Source organism: Sodalis sp. RH19, assembly GCF_047324215.1.
GTDB lineage: Bacteria > Pseudomonadota > Gammaproteobacteria > Enterobacterales > Enterobacteriaceae > Acerihabitans.
Genome location: NZ_CP178734.1, coordinates 2,840,337 through 2,860,438, shown reverse-complemented (window position 1 = coordinate 2,860,438; position 20,102 = coordinate 2,840,337). Strand labels below are relative to the sequence as shown.

General features: G+C 57.1%; 12 protein-coding genes. 8 read left to right on the top strand and 4 right to left on the bottom strand.

Annotation, left to right across the window (positions count from 1 at the left end; all coding sequences use genetic code 11):
- Window position 1: 1 nt before the first annotated feature.
- The 4 genes from ACL2XF_RS12980 to ycaO all read right to left on the bottom strand — a co-directional run bounded on the left by ACL2XF_RS12980 (window position 2) and on the right by ycaO (window position 8,815).
- A complete protein-coding gene (locus ACL2XF_RS12980; protein ID WP_413728742.1) occupies window positions 2-2,194 on the bottom strand; it encodes an S-type pyocin domain-containing protein in 2,193 nt (730 codons plus the stop codon).
- A 1,126-nt stretch (window positions 2,195-3,320) separates the two neighbouring features.
- Window positions 3,321-5,603, bottom strand: coding sequence for a formate C-acetyltransferase (gene pflB, locus ACL2XF_RS12975; RefSeq protein WP_413722383.1), 2,283 nt, complete (start codon window positions 5,601-5,603; stop codon window positions 3,321-3,323).
- Between the two features lie 62 nt (window positions 5,604-5,665).
- Complete coding sequence (gene focA / locus ACL2XF_RS12970) at window positions 5,666-6,523, bottom strand: formate transporter FocA (protein ID WP_410015906.1); 858 nt, start codon at window positions 6,521-6,523, stop codon at window positions 5,666-5,668.
- Window positions 6,524-7,051: 528 nt separating this feature from the next.
- Window positions 7,052-8,815: a 30S ribosomal protein S12 methylthiotransferase accessory factor YcaO gene (ycaO, locus tag ACL2XF_RS12965; protein ID WP_413728741.1), complete on the bottom strand. Its 1,764-nt coding sequence runs from the start codon at window positions 8,813-8,815 to the stop codon at window positions 7,052-7,054.
- 247 nt (window positions 8,816-9,062) lie between these two features.
- On the opposite strand from ycaO, the gene serC reads away from it, so the two are divergent.
- From serC to lpxK, 8 genes are all read left to right on the top strand, one after another.
- Window positions 9,063-10,148, top strand: coding sequence for a 3-phosphoserine/phosphohydroxythreonine transaminase (gene serC, locus ACL2XF_RS12960; RefSeq protein WP_413728740.1), 1,086 nt, complete (start codon window positions 9,063-9,065; stop codon window positions 10,146-10,148).
- Window positions 10,149-10,391: 243 nt separating this feature from the next.
- Window positions 10,392-11,681 (top strand): 3-phosphoshikimate 1-carboxyvinyltransferase, encoded by a 1,290-nt coding sequence (aroA, locus tag ACL2XF_RS12955; RefSeq protein WP_413728739.1) that lies wholly within the window; start codon window positions 10,392-10,394, stop codon window positions 11,679-11,681.
- A gap of 182 nt (window positions 11,682-11,863) precedes the next feature.
- On the top strand, window positions 11,864-12,547 hold the full coding sequence (cmk, locus tag ACL2XF_RS12950) for a (d)CMP kinase (RefSeq protein WP_410015902.1): 684 nt from the start codon (window positions 11,864-11,866) through the stop codon (window positions 12,545-12,547).
- Window positions 12,548-12,658: 111 nt separating this feature from the next.
- A complete protein-coding gene (gene rpsA / locus ACL2XF_RS12945) occupies window positions 12,659-14,341 on the top strand; it encodes a 30S ribosomal protein S1 (RefSeq protein ID WP_410015901.1) in 1,683 nt (560 codons plus the stop codon).
- Between the two features lie 93 nt (window positions 14,342-14,434).
- The gene (gene ihfB, locus ACL2XF_RS12940) at window positions 14,435-14,722 is read left to right on the top strand and encodes an integration host factor subunit beta (RefSeq protein WP_331120830.1); all 288 of its coding nucleotides are present in this window, start codon (window positions 14,435-14,437) and stop codon (window positions 14,720-14,722) included.
- A 297-nt stretch (window positions 14,723-15,019) separates the two neighbouring features.
- The gene (locus tag ACL2XF_RS12935) at window positions 15,020-17,293 is read left to right on the top strand and encodes a ComEC family protein (RefSeq protein ID WP_413728814.1); all 2,274 of its coding nucleotides are present in this window, start codon (window positions 15,020-15,022) and stop codon (window positions 17,291-17,293) included.
- Window positions 17,294-17,330: 37 nt separating this feature from the next.
- Window positions 17,331-19,082, top strand: coding sequence for a lipid A ABC transporter ATP-binding protein/permease MsbA (gene msbA / locus ACL2XF_RS12930; protein ID WP_410015900.1), 1,752 nt, complete (start codon window positions 17,331-17,333; stop codon window positions 19,080-19,082).
- Window positions 19,075-20,070 (top strand): tetraacyldisaccharide 4'-kinase, encoded by a 996-nt coding sequence (lpxK, locus tag ACL2XF_RS12925; RefSeq protein WP_413728738.1) that lies wholly within the window; start codon window positions 19,075-19,077, stop codon window positions 20,068-20,070. The genes msbA and lpxK overlap by 8 nt, the downstream gene beginning before the upstream one ends.
- Window positions 20,071-20,102: the final 32 nt, after the last annotated feature.

The window sequence follows — 20,102 nt, the reverse complement described above, 5'->3', positions numbered from 1 at the left end:
TTTATTTTGAGCCTTTATTTGAATGAGCTTCGATATGTTGCTTGGGTGATAATACACGCAAATTATCAATGTCATAAACTGCCCCGTCATGTTGGATGGGCTGCATATGATGAATTTCGAATTTTCGACGTTGACCGACCCATTCAGCTTCTCGAGTCACCGGAGCTGAGCCTTTTCGCAAATTTTCACTGGCAGCTTCGCCAAATTGATTCGATAATTCTGGGCTGCTACTCAATTCAAGCCAGAATGCTTTGCGAAAAGCTTTAAAAGAGCTGAATTGCCTTCCACGCAATTTATCCGCTATCTGTGCCGGTATCGGAGCACCATTTTCAGTCGCCGCATCCCTAAGCCAATTATCACCCACCTCCTGGCCCCTTCCTGTAACCACTCCCGGCAGGTCCCGAGGCCCTTGCAGCATAACATAAACCGGCCGATACCCACTATCACTCGGGGGCACCACTATCAGGTCGTTAAAATCACATTCATCGTTAGCGGGGAAGGGCAACACCGTCGGCAGCGTGACCGGCTTTGCCTCATTACCCGTATGGGATAGTGATTTTGGCGCGTCGCTTGGTGTCACCAGTGCACCCAGGCCCTGGGCGCCCGGCGCTTTTTCGGGGGTGACGAAAATGGTTCGCCCGGGTAAGCCGCCTGCCGGTGGTATTGAGCAGCGGAAAACGCCATTGCCCGTAGGCTCGCCTTTAAACACGCGAATCGGCGTCTTCTCAGCCGTTTTCACCAGCTCAAGCTGAACCCTTTGGCCATCAATGCGTAGACGACCCCGAAATTCGGACTCGATGGTGGTGTGGTTATTCGCTGCGATGGCGAGTACTTTAGCCGCAGGCAAATTTAGCGCATCAGCCGGAAGTGTTTGCCTGTAGTGTTTTGCGCCTGGAAGCGAACTGCCTTCACCCGCTTTTAGTGGATGTAGACCAACGGCAACGGTCGTGACCTTAGCGCCAATGGGGCTTGCGGCAGCGGAGGCTTTTAACGCCTTTACCCCTTCTTTGGTCGCCATCGAGACGTTTTGCCAATTTAATGGCGATACCAGGGTGGCGGCGTTCGGTGAGGCTGGAGTTTGTGCAAACGCCTGCGCTCGGGTGTCACTAGCTTGAGTGGCTCTCCTCGGCGCCAGGTGAGGTTTTCCGCTAGAAACCGGCACGTTTAATGCCGCGTTTGCTGCCCTAACCGGCACGGCATTTAACTGCGCCCTCCTCACCAAATTATCATTTGTCGCCGGTAGTGCGGTGCGCTCCGGTCTGCGTGTACCATCACGCATCCCGCACTGCTCGCGCGTGCCTTCGCAGATTTCACCGCCTACTGCAAATCCGTTGCCGCCGTTTAACACCGCCTCGCGGCCATAGCCCGCTGCCACGGTCCCTGCTGCGTTTATCGCCGCAGCAGCAGTGGCGAGTTGCGATACATCGCGTCCCGGCACCTTATCGCTGCCTTCACCCGCCTTACCGCTATAGGCTAACAACCCCATGCCTAGGGGAAGTCTGGCCATCCCCAGCGCGGCCGCCTTGAGTTCGCTTATCGCGGAGTGTATTCCAACGCTCTGAACCCTGCTGCCGACAGCGGATGCCAGACCACCTTCAGCAACGACAGTGGCCAGAGTCGCCACCCCGCTTGAGCCCACGGCTGGCGCTATGTCTCGCCGTGCGTTAACCTCCGCCAGGGACGGTGGGACGGATGCGGAATTGGCGCAAACGCCTGCTGGGGGTTTGCCGTTTGCACTGATATCCGCTGCCGGACAATGCTGGGCGCTGTCGCAGTGCGCCGGTAACCCGCTTTGCCGCACATGCGGTGTGGCGCAATTTTTAGCATCCAGCTCAGCTTGACGCTGCAGTGCCTGTTTTTCACGTTCACAGGCTGCGCGTTCGGCTTGCAGACGCGACCACAGTCTAAAACGGTCCCGGGCCTGCTGTTGCGCTAGCCGTTGGGCCTCGGCTTTATTTTTTTCCCTGGCGTCCTGCTGGCTGACCCTTTTTTCATTCAGGTGGTGGCCGAAAGTACGGCCGGCGGTTTCAATCTCGCCATGGTTGCCCTCTCCTACAGGCGTCCCGGTAGATGAAAGGTCAACGGGGTAACTAAATACGCAGCTATTGCCGTGATGATTGGTTTTCACCACATAGATATTTTTAGCCACGCCTTTGCCAGACTCGACAGGTGAAAAATTAGTGACGCTATGCACAGTATTTCCGGCTACCCAGGTACAGTCCCTGGAAAATGAGATTTTGCCGGTTGGGGAGCAACCATTATTAAAAATGTTGTGAAAATTGCCGCAGCCGCCGGCCAATGTAATACTGGATTGATGCACGGCTATGGCTCTGTCCATACATATAGCGGGAGGGCATCGATCCGCAGTAGTCCCGTAATCACCATAGCTTCCATCTCCCCGGCCGCCGCCCCCCCTATCGGCTGGACAACTTCGATTGGGGCCACAGCTGCCGGCGCTCGGGCCACAGCTGCCACGCGAGCCACCGCCGCCATTAGACGGCCCGCAGGTACCTCCCACCCCTACGCCCCCACCGCCTGAACATCCGCCAGGTCCACCACCTTCACGTCCCATATGTCCTCCTTGATATATCCGTGATACTGCAAGCTGCAGGTGCGTTGGCTACGTGCGCTCACCCGAACCACTTACCTGAGTGGGTTCATCGGGTTCCTTACTTGCCGCCTTCCTGCAATTTGAATTATTTTGGGTATAAATTATTTAATAAACTGACGCGCTATTCTTTTTATTTAATCAAGGCGATATTTATAATGCTGGATTAATACGAAATAAAAATTAATCACAAATAATATATTCAATGGCCGCTTCAATGATTTAACTTAAAGTATTCCGCTTGAGGCGGTCCATGCCAATGACCGAATACGGTAGCGGCATATCGATTTTTATGTGCAACAGTTATCTATAAATACCACTGAGCGGTTTTCTGCTAACAGAGTGCGCTGCCTTTGGTCATCAACTACATGGTAAGCTCATCTCGTTAACGCTATTCTGCCGTGATAAACGCACTTTACCTTGGGATTAATGGAGAGTGTATGCATTGTAGCTAAACGAATTATTTATTTCGGGGTTGTGATGTGCATTGGCGTGTTTTAGAAAAAGAATAATAATTAGATAAGAGTGGGATTTCTTACGTTTTATCAAAAAAGCCTAAATTAACCTAAAATTAACCAAAATAGCAAATGAGGATCTCATGCGCGACCTTTGTCCATCAAGAGTTAGGATTGATTACTATTTTAACGGAGAAATAAAAAGGCCCCACTTTCGTGGAGCCTTTATTTTACGCCTTTTCAGACGGTGAGGGAAATTACATTGACGCGGTGAAGGTACGGGTAATGACGTCCTTCTGCTGTTCTTTGGTCAATGAATTGAAGCGTACCGCATAGCCGGACACACGGATGGTCAGGTTAGGGTAGTCTTCCGGATGTTCCATGGCTTGCACCAGCATTTCACGGTTCATCACATTCACGTTCAGATGCTGACCGCCTTCAACGCCGGCTTCATGATGGAAATAACCGTCCATCAGGCCCGCCAGGTTGGCCCTGCGCACATCTTCATCTTTACCCAATGCTTTAGGCACGATGGAGAAGGTGTAGGAAATACCGTCTTTCGCATAGGCAAACGGCAGTTTGGCAACCGAGGTCAACGAGGCGACGGCGCCTTTCTGGTCACGGCCGTGCATCGGGTTGGCGCCCGGTCCGAACGGCGCGCCTGAACGACGTCCATCAGGGGTATTACCGGTCTTCTTACCATAAACCACGTTCGAGGTGATGGTCAGGATGGACTGGGTCGGTACCGCGTTACGGTAGGTCGGCAGTTTCTGAATTTTCTTCATGAAACGTTCTACCAGGTCGCAGGCGATATCATCGACGCGTGAGTCATTGTTACCGAACTGCGGATATTCGCCTTCGATATCAAAGTCAACGGCCATGCCTTCGGCATCACGGATAGGCTTAACCTTGGCGTACTTGATGGCGGACAGTGAGTCGGCGGCAACGGACAAGCCGGCGATACCACAGGCCATGGTACGGTATACGTCGCGGTCATGCAGCGCCATCAGCGCGGCTTCGTAGCTGTACTTGTCATGCATATAGTGAATGACGTTCAGCGCGGTGACGTACTGTTTAGCCAGCCAGTCCATGAAGTGGTCCATGCTGCTCAGCACGGTATCATAGTCCAGTACGGCATCCATGATTGGCGCGGTTTTAGGGCCGACCTGGATTTTGGCTTTTTCGTCCATGCCGCCGTTGATTGCGTACAGCACCATTTTGGCCAGGTTGGCGCGGGCGCCGAAGAACTGCATTTGTTTACCGACAACCATCGGGCTGACGCAACAGGCGATAGCGTAATCGTCGTTGTTGAAATCGGGACGCATCAGGTCATCGTTTTCATACTGTACGGAAGACGTATCGATAGACACCTTGGCGGTGAATTTCTTCCAGCTGATCGGCAGTTTTTCCGACCACAGGATGGTCATGTTCGGTTCAGGAGCCGGTCCCATGGTGTACAGGGTATTCAGGAAACGGAAGCTGGTCTTGGAAACCAGGGTACGGCCGTCAACGCCCATGCCGCCCAGGGATTCGGTGGCCCAAATCGGGTCGCCGGAGAACAGTTCGTCATATTCCGGGGTACGCAGGAAACGGACCATACGCAGTTTCATGACCAGGTGGTCAATCAGTTCCTGTGCTTGTTCTTCAGTGATTTTGCCGGCTTTCAGGTCGCGTTCGATAAAGATATCAAGGAACGTCGAGGTACGGCCGAAGGACATGGCGGCGCCGTTCTGGGATTTCACCGCGGCCAGATAGCCGAAGTAGGTCCACTGCACGGCTTCCTGCGCGGTGGTTGCCGGAACGGAGATGTCGCAACCGTATTTGGCGGCCATTTCCTTGATTTGCGCCAGGGCGCGATGTTGTTCGGCGATTTCTTCACGCAGACGGATAGTCGCTTCCAGATCTTCGCCGTTTTCCATTTTGCTTTGCAAAGAGGTGAACTGGGCGAATTTATCTTTCATCAGGAAGTCGATGCCGTACAGGGCGATACGACGGTAGTCGCCGATGATGCGGCCACGGCCGTAGGCATCGGGCAGACCCGTCAGGGCCCCGGTTTTACGGCATTTCAGGATGTCCGGAGTATAGACATCGAACACACCCTGGTTATGGGTCTTGCGGTATTCGGTAAAGATTTTCTTGATTTCCGGATCCAGCTCGCGGTCATACGCTTTGCAGGAGCTTTCAACCATCTTGATGCCGCCGAACGGAATCAGGCCGCGTTTCAACGGCGCGTCGGTTTGCAGGCCGACGATTTTTTCCAGGCCCTTGGCGATATAACCGGCGTCATGGGAGGTAATGGTAGAGGCAACATCCGTATCAAAATCAACCGGCGCATGGGTGCGGTTTTCGGTTTTGATGCCTTCCATAACCTTGCCCCACAGTTCCGTGGTGGCGGGAGTAGCACCTGCCAGGAAGGCTTCGTTGCCTTCATAGGGGGTATAGTTTTTCTGGATAAAGTCACGAACATTGACTTCATTCTGCCAGTCGCCTTTGCTAAAACCTTCCCAAGCAGTGGCTAGTTTTGTGTTCAGATCGGTCATTGTATACCTACCTTCTAATGTGGATTTCTTGAAACCCGGCTTTACGATGCGAGACAAACAGGTTAATGCTTGTTCCCACCGCGCAGATAAATCATCCAGTACGTCAACCCTACCAGTAACCCCCCGCCGATAATGTTGCCGATGGTAACCGGTATCAGATTATCGATGATAAAGTTGCTAATGGTCAGGTGTGAAAACTGTTCTGGTGCCATCCCAACGGCCTGCCAGAATTCCGGCGCTGCGAAATTCTTGATAACGATGCCCAGCGGGATCATAAACATATTGGCGATGCTATGCTCAAAACCGCTGGCAACGAACATCGCGACCGGGAAAATCATGGCGAACATTTTATCCGTCAGGCTGCGGCCGGAATAACTCATCCACACCGCCAGGCAGACCATCAGATTAGCCAGGATCCCCAGACATACCGCTTCGATAAAAGTATGGTGCATTTTATGATCGGCGGTTTGCAAAACGTTAAGGCCCCACGCGCCGTTTGCCACCATATGCTCACCGGAGAACCAAATCAGGGCGACGAAAAACAACGCGCCGAACAGGTTGCCGATGTAGACGTTGATCCAGTTGCGAACCAGCTGTCCCCAGGTGATGCGTCCGCTGGCTTTCGCCACCATGATGAGCACCGTGGAGGTGAACAGGTCGGCGCCGCAAACCACCACCAACATTAATCCCAACGAAAAGCATATACCGCCGATAAGCTTGGAGATGCCGTAAGGCATGGTGCCGGCACCGGTGGTAGCTGTAATATAGAACGCGAAGGCTATGGAAATAAAAACGCCGGCGGTAATGGCCAGAAAAAACGTTTTTGACGGTTGCTTGGTTGCTTTATAGACGCCCGCCTCTTCAGCAACTTTCGCCATGGCATCGGGTAATTTCAGGTCAAAAGGGTTGTCAGACTTCACACAAACTCTCTCGTTGGATTAATTAACGACCTAATTCTAACAAACGAGTATAGAGCAAAAATTGATATAGATCATAATGGCCCAAACTTAATCCCCCTTGACAGGCAAGATAAGACGTCTCATTTATTTCAAATATTTGATAAATAAAGAAAAAATAAATTTTAATTATTACATAAAGATTTGAAGACCACATTTTTTGTACATTTTGACGCGTTATGGAATAGCCATTAATGTGGGTAATTTGTTTCATCCGGACCTATTATTTTGCCGGATTTTACTTTCCTGAAACAATGACGCTAAAAAGGAAACGTCAATAACCGCGCTGTTATCTTCACCTCGGCTTCCTATTTATGGCTCTACTATACGCGCAAGGCACAAAAAATGCAGGGTTATCTTGTGGCCCACGGGCACGGCGGGCCGTCGTCATGGCCGCCGGGCGCGATGCCCGACGGTCGTGCATGTGATGCCGGGATGTTCACCGTCCCGGCGCGGCGGATCGGCGGTTTGCAGCGGCGCGCCGGCGTAACCTTATGCCAGGCGCCAATAGCGGCGTTTGGCCACCTGCAGCTTTTCATAGGCGGCAAGCAGGGCGCGGTGGGTGGGCAGGGCGTGCAGGTCGCTGTCGATATCGAATAAGCCGTAAAAACAGTTTTCGCCCTTAAGCGCCGCCTGCGCGCGCTCAAGCGTGGCCTGGCCGTACATGCGCGCAAAGGCGGCAACATACTGCCCCAGCTCGCGGTCCGGTTCCTGGGTCAGCAACAGCAGGCTATGCAGGCAGCGGTAAAAATTTTCGCGTTCCGGCGTAAAAACCGATGCATTGAAGTCCCTGGTCCATTCGGTCCACATCAGCGCCTGCTCCAGGTCGCCGCCCGCCAGCGCCAGCATCACCTTCAGTTCGCCCACGCGCAGGGTAAACCAGCCGTTATCCCTGCCGGTCGCCAGCCCCAGCAGTTCCCGGACGCGGGTGAAATCGTCCAGCCCTTCGTCGTCCAGCTGCTCTATCAGCGCCAGGTAGCGCTGCTTCGGCCAGCGGCTGCCGGGCAGGCTGGTCAGGGTGGCGCGCAGATGGGCGGCCATGGTGTTATTGGCCAACAGCAAGTCTTCAACCGGATAGATATCCGACATCCCGGGCACCAGGATGCGGCAGGCATACACATCCAAATGCTCGTAATCGGCGATATAGACTTCGGCGTGCAGGCGCTGGAAAATGGCCATCAGGGTGGTGAATTCGTCGCCGGTGCTGCCGCTGAAGTCCCAGTCGGCAAAGTCGTAATCAGCATCCTGCTTAAACAGATCCCAGGAAATCAGGCCGCTGGAGTCGATAAAATGGGTTTCCAGATTGGTCTGCTCCGCCACTTCCTCGTCGTCAAAGGTCGGCGGCGTGAACACATCCAGGTCTTTCAGGCTGCGGCCCTGCAACAATTCGGTTACCGTGCGTTCCAGCGCCACTCCGAAGTCCGGATGCGCGCCAAACGAGGCAAAGCAGGTGCCGTTGGCGGGATTAAACAATACCACGCACATCACCGGATACAGCCCGCCCAGCGACGCGTCATAGGCGAAAATCGGGAAGCCCTCCTCTTCCAGGCGGGCGATGGCCTCGATCACGCCGGGATAGCGGGCCATTACCGCCGGCGGGATAGCCGGCAGGCTTATGGACTCGGCGATAATCCGGTTCTTTATATGGCGCTCGAACACTTCCGACAATGCCTGCACCCGGGCTTCATTGGCGGTATTGCCCGCCGACATGCCGTTGGAGACATACAGGTTGCCGATGATGTTCACCGGGATATACACCGTCTGCCGGTCAGACTGACGCTCAAACGGCAGGGCGCAGATGCCGCGCGCGGCATTGCCTGATTGCAGGTCGACCAGCGCGGGCGCGGTCAGTTCCTGCTGCGGATCGTAAAATGCCCGCAGGCCATCGTCGAGGATGCCCGACGGCAAACGGCCATCGGCGGGCAGCGCGAACCATTTCTCGTTGGGATAATGCACGAACCCGTCATTGGCGATACTGGCGCCAAGATAAAAATCGGCAAAAAAATAGTTGGTGGACAACCGCTCGAAATACTCGCCCAGCGCCGACGCCAGGGCGGCTTTTTTACTGGCGCCCTTACCGTTGGTAAAACACAGCGGACAGTCGCGATCGCGGATATGCACCGACCACACGTGCGGCACGGGATTGAGCCAGGAAGCCTCTTCGATATTAAATCCCAGCGCGCCGAGCTGCTGGTAAAAGCGGGCGATGGAGTCTTCTAGGGCGGCGTCTTTACCGGGAATAAATGTTTGTGACATGCAGGTTCTCTTTTTATTGTCTTGAAAGGCGCATAATACGGTGTTTTCTGCCGTGCCTCCATGTATTCCCCCGATCGTGAGCGCGGCAGCGGCCGGTTTTATCCGCCCTGGCGCCGTTAAGACCGGGTGCGGGTGGCGGCGCTGAAATTACGCGCGATAAGCAATAACCGTTGCGACGCCCCGATGCGAGTGATAAAAACGATAGAATGAGTATTAACGAATTTTTTGGCCAACGTGGTGGATGGAAATGAATCAGGTGTTTAATTTTAGCGCCGGTCCGGCAATGATACCGGTGGAAGTCTTGCGGCGCGCGGAGCAGGAACTGTGCAACTGGCACGGTCTGGGTACGTCGGTGATGGAGATCAGCCATCGCAGTAAGGAATTTATCGAGGTGGCCCGGGAGTCCGAACAGGATCTGCGCGAGCTGCTGAGTATTCCGGACCATTATAGGGTGCTGTTCTGCCACGGCGGCGCGCGGGCGCAGTTTGCCGCGGTGCCGCTCAATCTGTTGGGCGACAGCGCCAGCGCCGACTATATCGACGGCGGCTACTGGGCGCACAGCGCTATAAGCGAAGCGCAAAAATATTGTGACCCGAAGGTTATCGACGTCAAAACACGGATTGACGGCCTGCGCGCGATCAAGCCCATGCGCGAATGGAACTTATCCGCCGACGGCGCCTACGTGCATTACTGTCCGAACGAAACCATCGACGGCCTGGCGATTGATGAATTGCCTGATTTCGGCGATAAAGTGGTCGTCGCCGATTATTCCTCCACTATTTTGTCCCGTCCCCTGGATGTCAGCCGTTTTGGCGTGATCTATGCCGGCGCGCAGAAGAATATCGGCCCGGCGGGCCTGACGCTGGTGATTGTGCGTGACGACCTGCTGGGCAAGGCGCGGCGCGAGCTGCCGTCGGTGCTGGATTATAAGGTGCTGGCGGAGAATGACTCCATGTTCAATACGCCGCCCACCTTTGCCTGGTACCTGTCCGGCCTGGTATTTAAATGGCTGAAGGCGCAGGGCGGACTGGTGGAAATGGACAAACGCAACCAGGCCAAGGCGGATACATTGTATCATTACATCGACCAAAGCGATTTCTACCGCAACGATGTCGCCCCGGCCAACCGTTCGCGCATGAACGTGCCCTTTTTACTGGCGGATGCGGCGCTGGATAAACTGTTCCTGGATGAATCCGTCGCGGCGGGGCTGCACGCGCTGAAAGGCCATCGCGTCGTGGGCGGGATGCGCGCTTCCCTGTATAATGCCATGCCCCTGGCGGGCGTCGAGGCGCTGGTGTCCTTTATGGATGGATTCGCCCGGCGCCATGGCTAACTCCGTACTGACGGGCAGGATGGGCCGGGTCGTTAAGCCGCGGTAAATACCGCCTTGGAAACTCCGGCGCGCCGTTGCGGCTCTCATCCGTGAGAGCCGCCCTGCGGGTCAACGCCTGTGCGTTATTTTAAGGCGTTCCCGGCGCGCCGCGCTTTGCCCTCCTTGCCTATTACCCCCGCTTCACGCTGTTGTGCGGGTTTATAATCGCCTGAGTTTTTGTTTTTGCTGGAGAACGCGCTTCACATGCTGGAATCCCTGACCCTACAACCGGTGGCACTTGTCGATGGCACCATTAATCTTCCCGGCTCGAAAAGCGTTTCGAACCGGGCGCTGTTGCTGGCGGCGCTGGCCGACGGCACCACCCGCCTGACCAATCTGCTCGACAGCGACGATGTGCGCCATATGCTCGATGCCCTGGCCGCGCTCGGGGTCGTCTGCCGGTTAAGCGACGATCGCAGGACATGCGAGATCGATGGCCGGGGGCAGGCCCTGACCGCGCCGGCGCCGCTGTCGCTGTTTCTCGGCAACGCCGGCACCGCCATGCGGCCCCTGGCAGCAGTGCTGTGCCTGGGCCGGCATGACATTACCCTGACCGGCGAGCCGCGCATGAAAGAGCGTCCCATCGGTCATCTGGTGGATGCCCTGCGCCAGGGCGGCGCGGAGGTGGATTACCTGGAGCAGGAAAATTACCCGCCGTTGCGTTTGCGCGGCGGTTTTCGCGGCGGCGATATTACCGTCGACGGCAGCGTGTCCAGCCAGTTTCTCACCGCCCTGCTGATGACGGCGCCGCTGGCCGCCGGGGATACCACCATCCGCATCAAAGGCGAGCTGGTTTCCAAGCCGTATATTGATATCACCCTGGCGTTGATGAAAACCTTTGGCATACAGGCGCGCCATGACGACTACCGGGTGTTTTACCTGCAAGGCGGCCAGAGGTATAGCTCGCCGGGCGAGTATCTGGTGGAGGGCGATGCCTCGTCCGCGTCGTATTTCCTGGCGGCGGCGGCCATCCGCGGCGGCACGGTGCGGGTTACCGGTATCGGCAAAAACAGCGTGCAGGGCGATATCCGCTTCGCCGATGTGCTGGAGCGCATGGGCGCCACCATCCGCTGGGGCGATGATTTTATCGAATGCCGCCGGGGCGGGCTGCACGCCATCGATATGGACATGAACCATATTCCCGACGCCGCCATGACCATCGCCACCACCGCCCTGTTCGCCGACGGCGGCACCACCACCCTGCGCAATATCTACAACTGGCGCGTCAAGGAAACCGACCGGCTGGCGGCCATGGCCACCGAGCTGCGCAAAGTGGGCGCCGGCGTGGTGGAGGGCGAGGACTATATCGCCATCACGCCGCCGGCCAGGCTGATATCCGCCGCGATCGACACCTATAACGATCACCGTATGGCGATGTGCTTCTCCTTGGTGGCGTTGTCCGATACCCCGGTGACTATCCGCGATCCGAAGTGCACCAATAAAACCTTCCCCGATTATTTCCGCCAGCTGGCCGCCATCAGCACCCTGGCGTAACCCGCTTTTCCCGTTTATTCACCGGCCGTGCGGCGCGCCGGTGAATGAAAACGCGCGCGCGGTGTCTTAATTTCACGATCCTGACGCCGAAGGGTAACCGTTATTCCTTATGATGCGTATAATGCATCATAGTAAATTCATTATTTATGGAACCAGAATCAAACCGCTGAGAGGAGAAAACAATGACAGCAGTAGTCCCGGTGATCACCATCGACGGACCGAGCGGTGCAGGGAAAGGCACTCTGTGTAAAGCATTGGCGGAAGCATTAGGGTGGCATCTGCTGGATTCGGGGGCCATTTACCGCGTCCTGGCCCTGGCGGCGTTGCACCACCAGGTCGATATCAACGCGGAGGAAGCGCTGGTGCCGCTGGCGGCGCATCTCGACGTACGCTTCAAGGTACAGGCGGGCGAGCTGGAAATCATCCTCGAGGGCGAGGATGTCAGCGGTGAAATCCGTAACGAGGAGGTGGGCAATACCGCCTCCAAGATTGCCGCGTTTCCCCGGGTGCGCGAGGCCCTGCTGCGTCGGCAGCGGGCATTCCGCGAGGCGCCGGGCCTGATTGCCGACGGCCGGGATATGGGCACCGTGGTGTTTGCCGAGGCGCCGGTGAAGATTTTTCTCGACGCGTCCTCGGAAGAAAGAGCGCACCGCCGCATGCGGCAGTTGCAGGAAAAGGGCTTTAGTGTTAACTTTGAACGCCTTTTATCCGAGATAAAGGAAAGGGACGAACGCGACAGGAACCGCCCGGTGGCGCCGCTGGTTCCGGCATCAGATGCTCTGGTACTGGATTCCACCCGCATGACTATCGATGAAGTGATAGCTCAGGCATTGGCGCATTCACGGCGTATACTGGCGTTGTCGTAGCCTTGGAAACAACTACCCCGTTGCAGGGACTGGCAATAGGGCGTGTAAAACAACCCCATCGAGCAGGATGCCGGATGGACGTTAATCAAAAACACCTGAAGATTATCAAATATGACAGAATCTTTTGCTCAACTCTTTGAAGAATCCCTGAAAGAAATCGAAACCCGTCCTGGTTCCATCGTGCGCGGTACCGTTGTTTCCATCGATAAAGATGTCGTACTGGTTGACGCCGGTCTGAAATCCGAATCCGCTATTCCTATCGAGCAGTTTAAAAATGCTCAGGGCGAGCTGGAAATCAAGGTTGGCGATCAGGTCGACGTCGCGCTTGACGCGGTGGAAGACGGTTTCGGTGAGACCCTGCTGTCTCGCGAAAAAGCCAAGCGCCATGAAGCCTGGCTGATGCTGGAAAAAGCCTACGAAGAAGCCGCGACCGTTACCGGCATCATCAACGGCAAAGTGAAGGGCGGTTTCACCGTCGAACTGAACGGCATCCGTGCGTTCCTGCCGGGTTCGTTGGTTGACGTGCGTCCGGTACGCGATACCCTGCATCTGGAAGGCAAAGAGCTTGAGTTTAAAGTTATCAAGCTGGACCAGAAACGTAACAACGTGGTGGTTTCCCGTCGCGCGGTGATCGAGTCCGAAAACAGTGCGGAACGCGATCAGCTGCTGGAAAACCTGCAGGAAGGCATGGAAGTTAAGGGTATCGTCAAGAACCTTACCGACTATGGCGCGTTTGTCGATCTGGGCGGCGTCGATGGCTTGCTGCATATTACCGATATGGCCTGGAAGCGTGTTAAGCATCCGAGCGAAATCGTCAATGTCGGCGATGAAATCACCGTTAAGGTCCTGAAATTCGACCGTGAACGTACCCGTGTTTCCCTGGGCCTGAAACAGCTCGGCGAAGATCCGTGGGTGGCTATCGCCAAACGTTACCCGGAAGGCACTCGCCTCACCGGCCGCGTGACCAACCTGACCGATTACGGCTGCTTCGTTGAAATCGAAGAAGGCGTCGAAGGCCTGGTTCACGTTTCCGAAATGGATTGGACCAACAAAAACATCCATCCGTCCAAGGTTGTTAACGTGGGCGACGTGGTTGAAGTCATGGTTCTGGATATCGACGAAGAACGTCGCCGTATCTCCCTGGGCCTCAAGCAGTGCAAAGCCAACCCATGGCAGCAGTTCGCCGAAACCCATAATAAGGGTGACCGCGTCGAAGGCAAGATCAAGTCAATCACTGACTTTGGTATCTTCATCGGCCTGGACGGCGGCATCGACGGCCTGGTTCATCTGTCCGACATCTCCTGGAATGTTGCCGGCGAAGAAGCCGTGCGCGAATACAAGAAAGGCGACGAAATCGCGGCCGTGGTCCTGCAGGTTGACGCAGAACGCGAACGTATTTCACTGGGCGTGAAGCAACTGGCTGAAGATCCGTTTAATAACTACCTGTCTTTGAACAAGAAAGGTACCATTGTTACCGGTAAAGTCACTGCAGTTGACGCTAAAGGTGCTACAGTTGAATTAGCTGGCGGCGTTGAAGGTTACCTGCGTGCTTCCGAAGCATCGCGTGACCGCATTGAAGACGCTACCCTGGTCCTGAACGTGGGCGACGACGTTGAAGCTAAATTCACCGGCGTTGATCGTAAAAACCGCGTTGTCAGCCTGTCCGTTCGTGCTAAGGATGAAGCTGATGAGAAAGATGCTATCGCCACTGTGAACAGCACCAACAAGCAGGAAGATACCAGCAATTTCTCCAGTGCAATGGCTGAAGCGTTCAAGGCAGCTAAAGGCGAATAATAATGGGGGAGCGGCGAGACGGCCGCTCCTGGACGGTAGCTAAGTTGGGTCGTGTTCCTGCTTTATCCGCTGGAATGCGCACTTGGAGGAACTATGACCAAGTCTGAACTTATTGAAAGACTTGCTGGACAGCACGCTCATATCCCGGCAAAAATCGTCGAGGATGCTGTGAAAGAGATGCTCGAACATATGGCGACCACCCTCGCCGGCGGTGAGCGCATTGAAATCCGTGGTTTCGGCAGTTTTTCACTTCACTACCGTGCACCGCGTGTCGGACGCAACCCTAAAACCGGGGATAAGGTTGAACTGGAAGGCAAATATGTCCCCCATTTCAAGCCCGGCAAAGAGCTGCGCGACCGCGCCAATATTTATGGCTCATAATGCCTCCGGGCGTTGACCCACCGGCGTTGTAAGCCAGCCGCAAACAAGACACCTTCGGGTGTCTTTTTTTATGCCTGGACGTCAGCGGCGGTGAAAAAAGCGCCGCCGGTTGCGCCAGGGCAAATGCGCGCTTGCGCGCAGCCTGGCGCGCCCGGCTGTTAAGGCTATCTTATTGTCCTGAAGCGGCATCGCCTTATCGCATACCCCTGATGGCGGCGACCGATGGCATGGACAATACTCGGCGTCACTGTCATGTCGCCAGGATGGCACGCCGATGATTGCCGGACCCTATTACTGATGCCGTTATCCGTTAACCATATGGCGTTTTGCGCCATAGCCGGCATAGTGCCCTTGGGCTTTTTACCCGTATTGCCGGCCCCCACCGCGCTGCATGGCGTTGCGCTGGCCGCCTGGGCCTTGCTCTTATTTCCCGCTCCAGGGTGCCGTTTAGCGGCGGTATTTCTGGCCGCGTTCGCCTGGAGCGGTTTTTGCGCCATACAATTACTGGAGCAGACGGCGCTATTATCCCAACCCAGGGCTATCGTGCGCGCCCATATCGTCAGTATCCATCATGGGCATAACCCGCGCGCGGGCGCGGTGATTAAAATAACCCAGGCCGGGGGCAAACGGGTGTTTCCTCCGGTCCATGCCGCCATCAGCTGGGCGTCGCTGCCGGAGCGCTGGTGCGCCGGGCAGCAGTGGAAAATGATGCTGAAGCTGCGCCCCCAGCATAGCCGGCTCAATCAGGGCGGTTTTGACAGCCAGCGCTGGGCCGTCGCCAATCATCAACCGCTGGTGGGCCGGGTCGTCAAAGCCAAAGTGGAAGACGCCCGCTGCGGCTTGCGGCAAAGGCTTATCGACAACGCCGCCGCCCGGTTCGCCGATCTGCGCTGGCCGTCCATTTTACTGGCGCTGGGGTTTGGCGAAAGCCGGGGCATGCCGGAGGATCTACGCCTGCTGTTACAGCAAACCGGCACCGCACATCTGATGGCCATATCCGGCCTGCATATTTCACTGGCGGCCCTGTTTGGCTGGCTGCTGGCGCGCGGCGGCCAGTTTGTCCTGCCCGGGCGCTGGGTCGGCCCGGTGATGCCGCTGGCGATCGGCTGGCTGGCCGCGGCGGGGTATGTATGGATTTCCGGCGTGAATTTTCCGGCCATCCGCGCGCTGCTGGCGCTGACGCTATGGCTCCTGCTGCGTATGCGCGGCGTGTGCTGCGGGGCCTGGCAGGTTTGGCTGTGGTGCGTGGCGCTGATAGTGGTTACCGACCCGCTTAGCGTGCTGTCAAGCAGCCTGTGGCTGTCATGCCTGGCGGTGGCGGCGCTGATTTTCTGGTTTCAGTGGGCGCCGCTGCCGGCGCGTTTCCAGTCCGGGCTGCGCTGGGCCTGGCTGCGCTGGATACATTTGCAGGCCGGCATGACCCTGTTGCTGCTGCCGCTGCAATGGGGATTATTCCACGGCGTTAATCCGCTGTCGCTGCCTGCCAACCTGTGGGCGGTGCCGCTGGTGTCGTTTATCACCACGCCCCTGATCCTGGCGGCAATCTGCCTGGGCATGCTGCCGCCGCTGAGCCGTCTGCTGTGGTATCTGGCCGACCAATCGCTGACGCTGGTCTTTATGCCGCTGGCGCCGCTACAGCGTGGGTGGCGGGATTTGCCGGAAACCGGCATCCTGTGGAGCATCGGCGGCTGGCTGGCGGTGATTATCTGGCGTTTCGGCTGGTGGCGCACCTATCGACTCAATATGCTGGTGCTCGGCGCGCTGCTGCTGGCGCCGCGCGACAGGGCGGATCGGCCTCGCTGGCGGTTGGATATGCTGGACGTCGGCCACGGGCTGGCGGTGGTGGTGGAGCGCCATGGTAAAGCGCTGATATATGATACCGGCGCCGGCTGGCGCGGCGGCGATATCGGCAAAGCGGAAATCCTGCCTTATCTGGCCTGGCGCGGCCTGTCGCCGGAAGGTATTTACCTCAGCCACAGCCATCAGGATCATATCGGCGGGCTCGGCACCCTCAAACGGGCGTTCCCGGGGGTGCCGGTCGCCAGCTCTTACCGCGGCAATGGCCATCTTCCCTGCGTCGTGGGACAGCGCTGGCAATGGCAGGGACTGACGTTCAGCGTCCTGTGGCCGCCGGCGCAGGTTAAAAAAGCCGGCAATGATGATTCCTGCGTGATCAAAATAGAGGACGGCGCGTTCAGCGTGCTGTTAACCGGCGATATCGAGGCGCCGGCCGAGCGGGCCTTGCTCAGGACCGCCCGCGGCCGGCTGCGCGCCGATATTCTCCAGATCCCCCACCACGGCAGCAAAACCTCGTCCACCCGGGCCTTTTTACGCGCGGTGCGTCCAGCGGCGGCGCTGGCGTCGGCGGCGCGCTTTAATCCCTGGCGCCTGCCCGCGCCGCTCATCAGGGAGCGTTACCGGCAGGAAGGCATCGCCTGGCATGATACCGCCCGCTCAGGTCAGGTCAGTATTCATTTTTATGACAATAATTGGGTGATAAAAGGATATCGGGAGCAAATTATGCCACGTTGGTATCACCAGTGGTTTGGCGTCCACGCCGATAATGAGTAGAATGGTCGGCTATTTAGACTCAGCGCTGGTTAAATGCATGCTTAATGATAAAGATCTCTCCACCTGGCAGACGTTCCGTCGCCTATGGCCGATGATCTCCCCTTTTAAGGCGGGCCTGATAGTCTCTGCCATCGCCCTGATACTGAATGCCGCCAGCGATACCCTGATGCTGTCATTACTCAAGCCGTTGCTGGACGACGGGTTCGGCAAAAGCGACAACAGCATCCTGGTGTGGATGCCGCTGGCCGTTATCGGCCTGATGGTGGTGCGCGGTTCAACCGGTTTTGTTTCCAGTTATTGTGTATCCTGGGTATCCGGCAAAGTCGTGATGCAAATGCGCCGCCGGCTGTTCAGCCATATGATGGGCATGCCCGTGTCCTTTTTCGATCAGCAATCCACCGGTACCCTGCTGTCGCGCATTACCTATGATTCGGAACAGGTGGCCTCCTCGTCATCCAGCGCGCTGATTACCGTTATCCGCGAAACCGCCTCGATTATCGGCCTGTTTATCATGATGTTCTATTACAGCTGGCAACTTTCGCTGATCCTGGTGGTTATCGCCCCCATTGTTTCCATTGCCATCCGCCAGGTGTCGAAACGCTTTCGCAATATCAGCAAAAATATGCAGAACACCATGGGGCAGGTCACCACCAGCGCCGAGCAGATGCTGAAAGGCCATAAGGAAGTATTGATTTTCGGCGGCCAAAAGGTCGAGAACGAACGTTTCAACCATGTCAGCAACCGCATGCGCCAGCAGGGCATGAAAATGGTTTCCGCCTCGTCGGTCTCCGACCCGGTGATCCAGTTTATCGCCTCACTGGCACTGGCGTTTGTCCTGTATGCCGCCAGTTTCCCGAGCGTGATGCAAAACCTGACCGCCGGCACCATTACCGTGGTGTTCTCATCCATGATTGCGCTGATGCGCCCGCTGAAATCGCTCACTAACGTTAATTCCCAGTTCCAACGGGGCATGGCCGCTTGCCAGACCCTGTTTGCCATCCTGGATATGGAGCAGGAGAAGGATGAGGGTACGCTGGAGATCGAGCGCGCCGAAGGCCATGTTGAATTCCGCGACGTCACTTTTTATTACCCCGGCAAGGAAACACCCTCCCTTGAACATATCAGCCTGACCATCCCTGCGGGCAAAACGGTGGCGCTGGTCGGGCGTTCCGGATCCGGCAAATCCACCATCGCCAACCTCCTGACGCGGTTTTACGATGTCCAGGAGGGCGCGGTGTTGCTGGACGGACATGACCTGCGGGAATACAAGCTGTCATCGCTGCGCGATCAGGTGGCGCTGGTCTCGCAAAATGTGCATTTATTTAACGATACCATCGCCAATAATATTGCCTATGCCCGCAAGGACCGGTTTTCGCGCGAGGAAATCGAGAATGCGGCCCGCATGGCGTACGCCATGGATTTTATCGCCAAAATGGATAAGGGCCTGGATACGGTCATCGGTGAAAACGGCGTGCTGCTGTCCGGCGGACAGCGGCAGCGCATCGCCATTGCCCGCGCGTTGCTGCGTGATTGCCCGATCCTGATCCTTGACGAGGCCACCTCGGCGCTGGACACCGAATCGGAGCGCGCTATCCAGAAGGCGCTGGACGCGCTGCAAAAAAATCGCACCTCGCTGGTGATTGCCCATCGGCTGTCGACCATCGAAAAAGCCGATGAGATCCTGGTGGTGGAAAACGGCCGTATCGTGGAGCGCGGTTCGCATCAGGACCTGCTGGCGCAGAAGGGCGCGTATGCCCAACTGCACCGGATGCAGTTCGGCAATGATTGATCGCATCTGGTTCGGCGGGTCGAAACTGTATTGGCTGCTGCTGCCGTTATCCTGGCTATACGGCCTGGTCAGCGCGCTGATAAAGCTGGGCTATCGCCTGGGATGGCGTAAAACCTACCGCTTCCCGGTGCCGGTGGTGGTGGTGGGCAACCTGACCGCCGGCGGCAACGGCAAAACACCCGTGGTGTTGTGGCTGGTGGAGCATTTGCAGCGGCGCGGCTGGAGGGTCGGCGTGGTATCCCGCGGCTACGGCGGGCGGGCCGACAGCTATCCGCTGCTGCTGGACGACAATACCACCAGCCGACAGGCGGGGGATGAGCCGGTGTTGATTTTCCAGCGCACCGGCGCCGCGGTGGCGGTGGCGCCTAAGCGCGCGGACGCGGTGGCGGCCTTGTTGGCCGGACGGCCGCTGGATGTGATTATCACCGATGACGGCCTGCAGCATTATGCGCTGGCGCGGGACATCGAATGGGTCGTGGTGGATGGCGTCAGGCGTTTTGGCAACGGCTGGTGGCTGCCGGCGGGCCCCATGCGCGAGCGGGCCGGCCGGTTGAAACGCGTCGACGCCGTGATTGTCAACGGGGGCGAGGCGTTGCCGGGTGAGATTCCCATGCGCCTGGTGCCGGGCGACGCGGTCAATTTGGCCAGCGGTGAAACCCGGCCTGCCGGGCAACTGCGCTCGGTCGTGGCGATGGCGGGCATCGGGCATCCGCCGCGGTTTTTCGCCACCCTGCGCGCCCTTGGCGTGGTCACCGAAGGTGAAATTGCCTTCGGCGATCATCAGGCTTATCGCCTGGAGCAATTGGCGCCGCTGGCCTTGCCGCACCAGACGCTGTTGATGACGGAAAAAGACGCGGTGAAATGCCGCGCTTTCGCCCAGGCCAACTGGTGGTATCTGCCGGTAAGCGCCCAGTTGCCGGAGCGGGACGCGCAGGCGCTGCTGGCGCCTATCGAGCGGGCGATTATCGCCTCGCGGCAAAAGCGCTAACGTCAATCACGCCGGAACCGGGCGGGCTGATA

Bases quoted from the DNA above. Each gene is read 5' to 3' on its own strand.
- ycaO (WP_413728741.1), bottom strand. From the start codon at position 8,815: ATGTCACAAACATTTATTCCCGGTAAAGACGCCGCCCTAGAAGACTCC.
- pflB (WP_413722383.1), bottom strand. From the start codon at position 5,603: ATGACCGATCTGAACACAAAACTAGCCACTGCTTGGGAAGGTTTTAGC.
- aroA (WP_413728739.1), top strand. From the start codon at position 10,392: ATGCTGGAATCCCTGACCCTACAACCGGTGGCACTTGTCGATGGCACC.
- cmk (WP_410015902.1), top strand. From the start codon at position 11,864: ATGACAGCAGTAGTCCCGGTGATCACCATCGACGGACCGAGCGGTGCA.
- ihfB (WP_331120830.1), top strand. From the start codon at position 14,435: ATGACCAAGTCTGAACTTATTGAAAGACTTGCTGGACAGCACGCTCAT.
- lpxK (WP_413728738.1), top strand. From the start codon at position 19,075: ATGATTGATCGCATCTGGTTCGGCGGGTCGAAACTGTATTGGCTGCTG.
- msbA (WP_410015900.1), top strand. From the start codon at position 17,331: ATGCTTAATGATAAAGATCTCTCCACCTGGCAGACGTTCCGTCGCCTA.
- rpsA (WP_410015901.1), top strand. From the start codon at position 12,659: ATGACAGAATCTTTTGCTCAACTCTTTGAAGAATCCCTGAAAGAAATC.
- ACL2XF_RS12935 (WP_413728814.1), top strand. From the start codon at position 15,020: ATGCCGTTATCCGTTAACCATATGGCGTTTTGCGCCATAGCCGGCATA.
- serC (WP_413728740.1), top strand. From the start codon at position 9,063: ATGAATCAGGTGTTTAATTTTAGCGCCGGTCCGGCAATGATACCGGTG.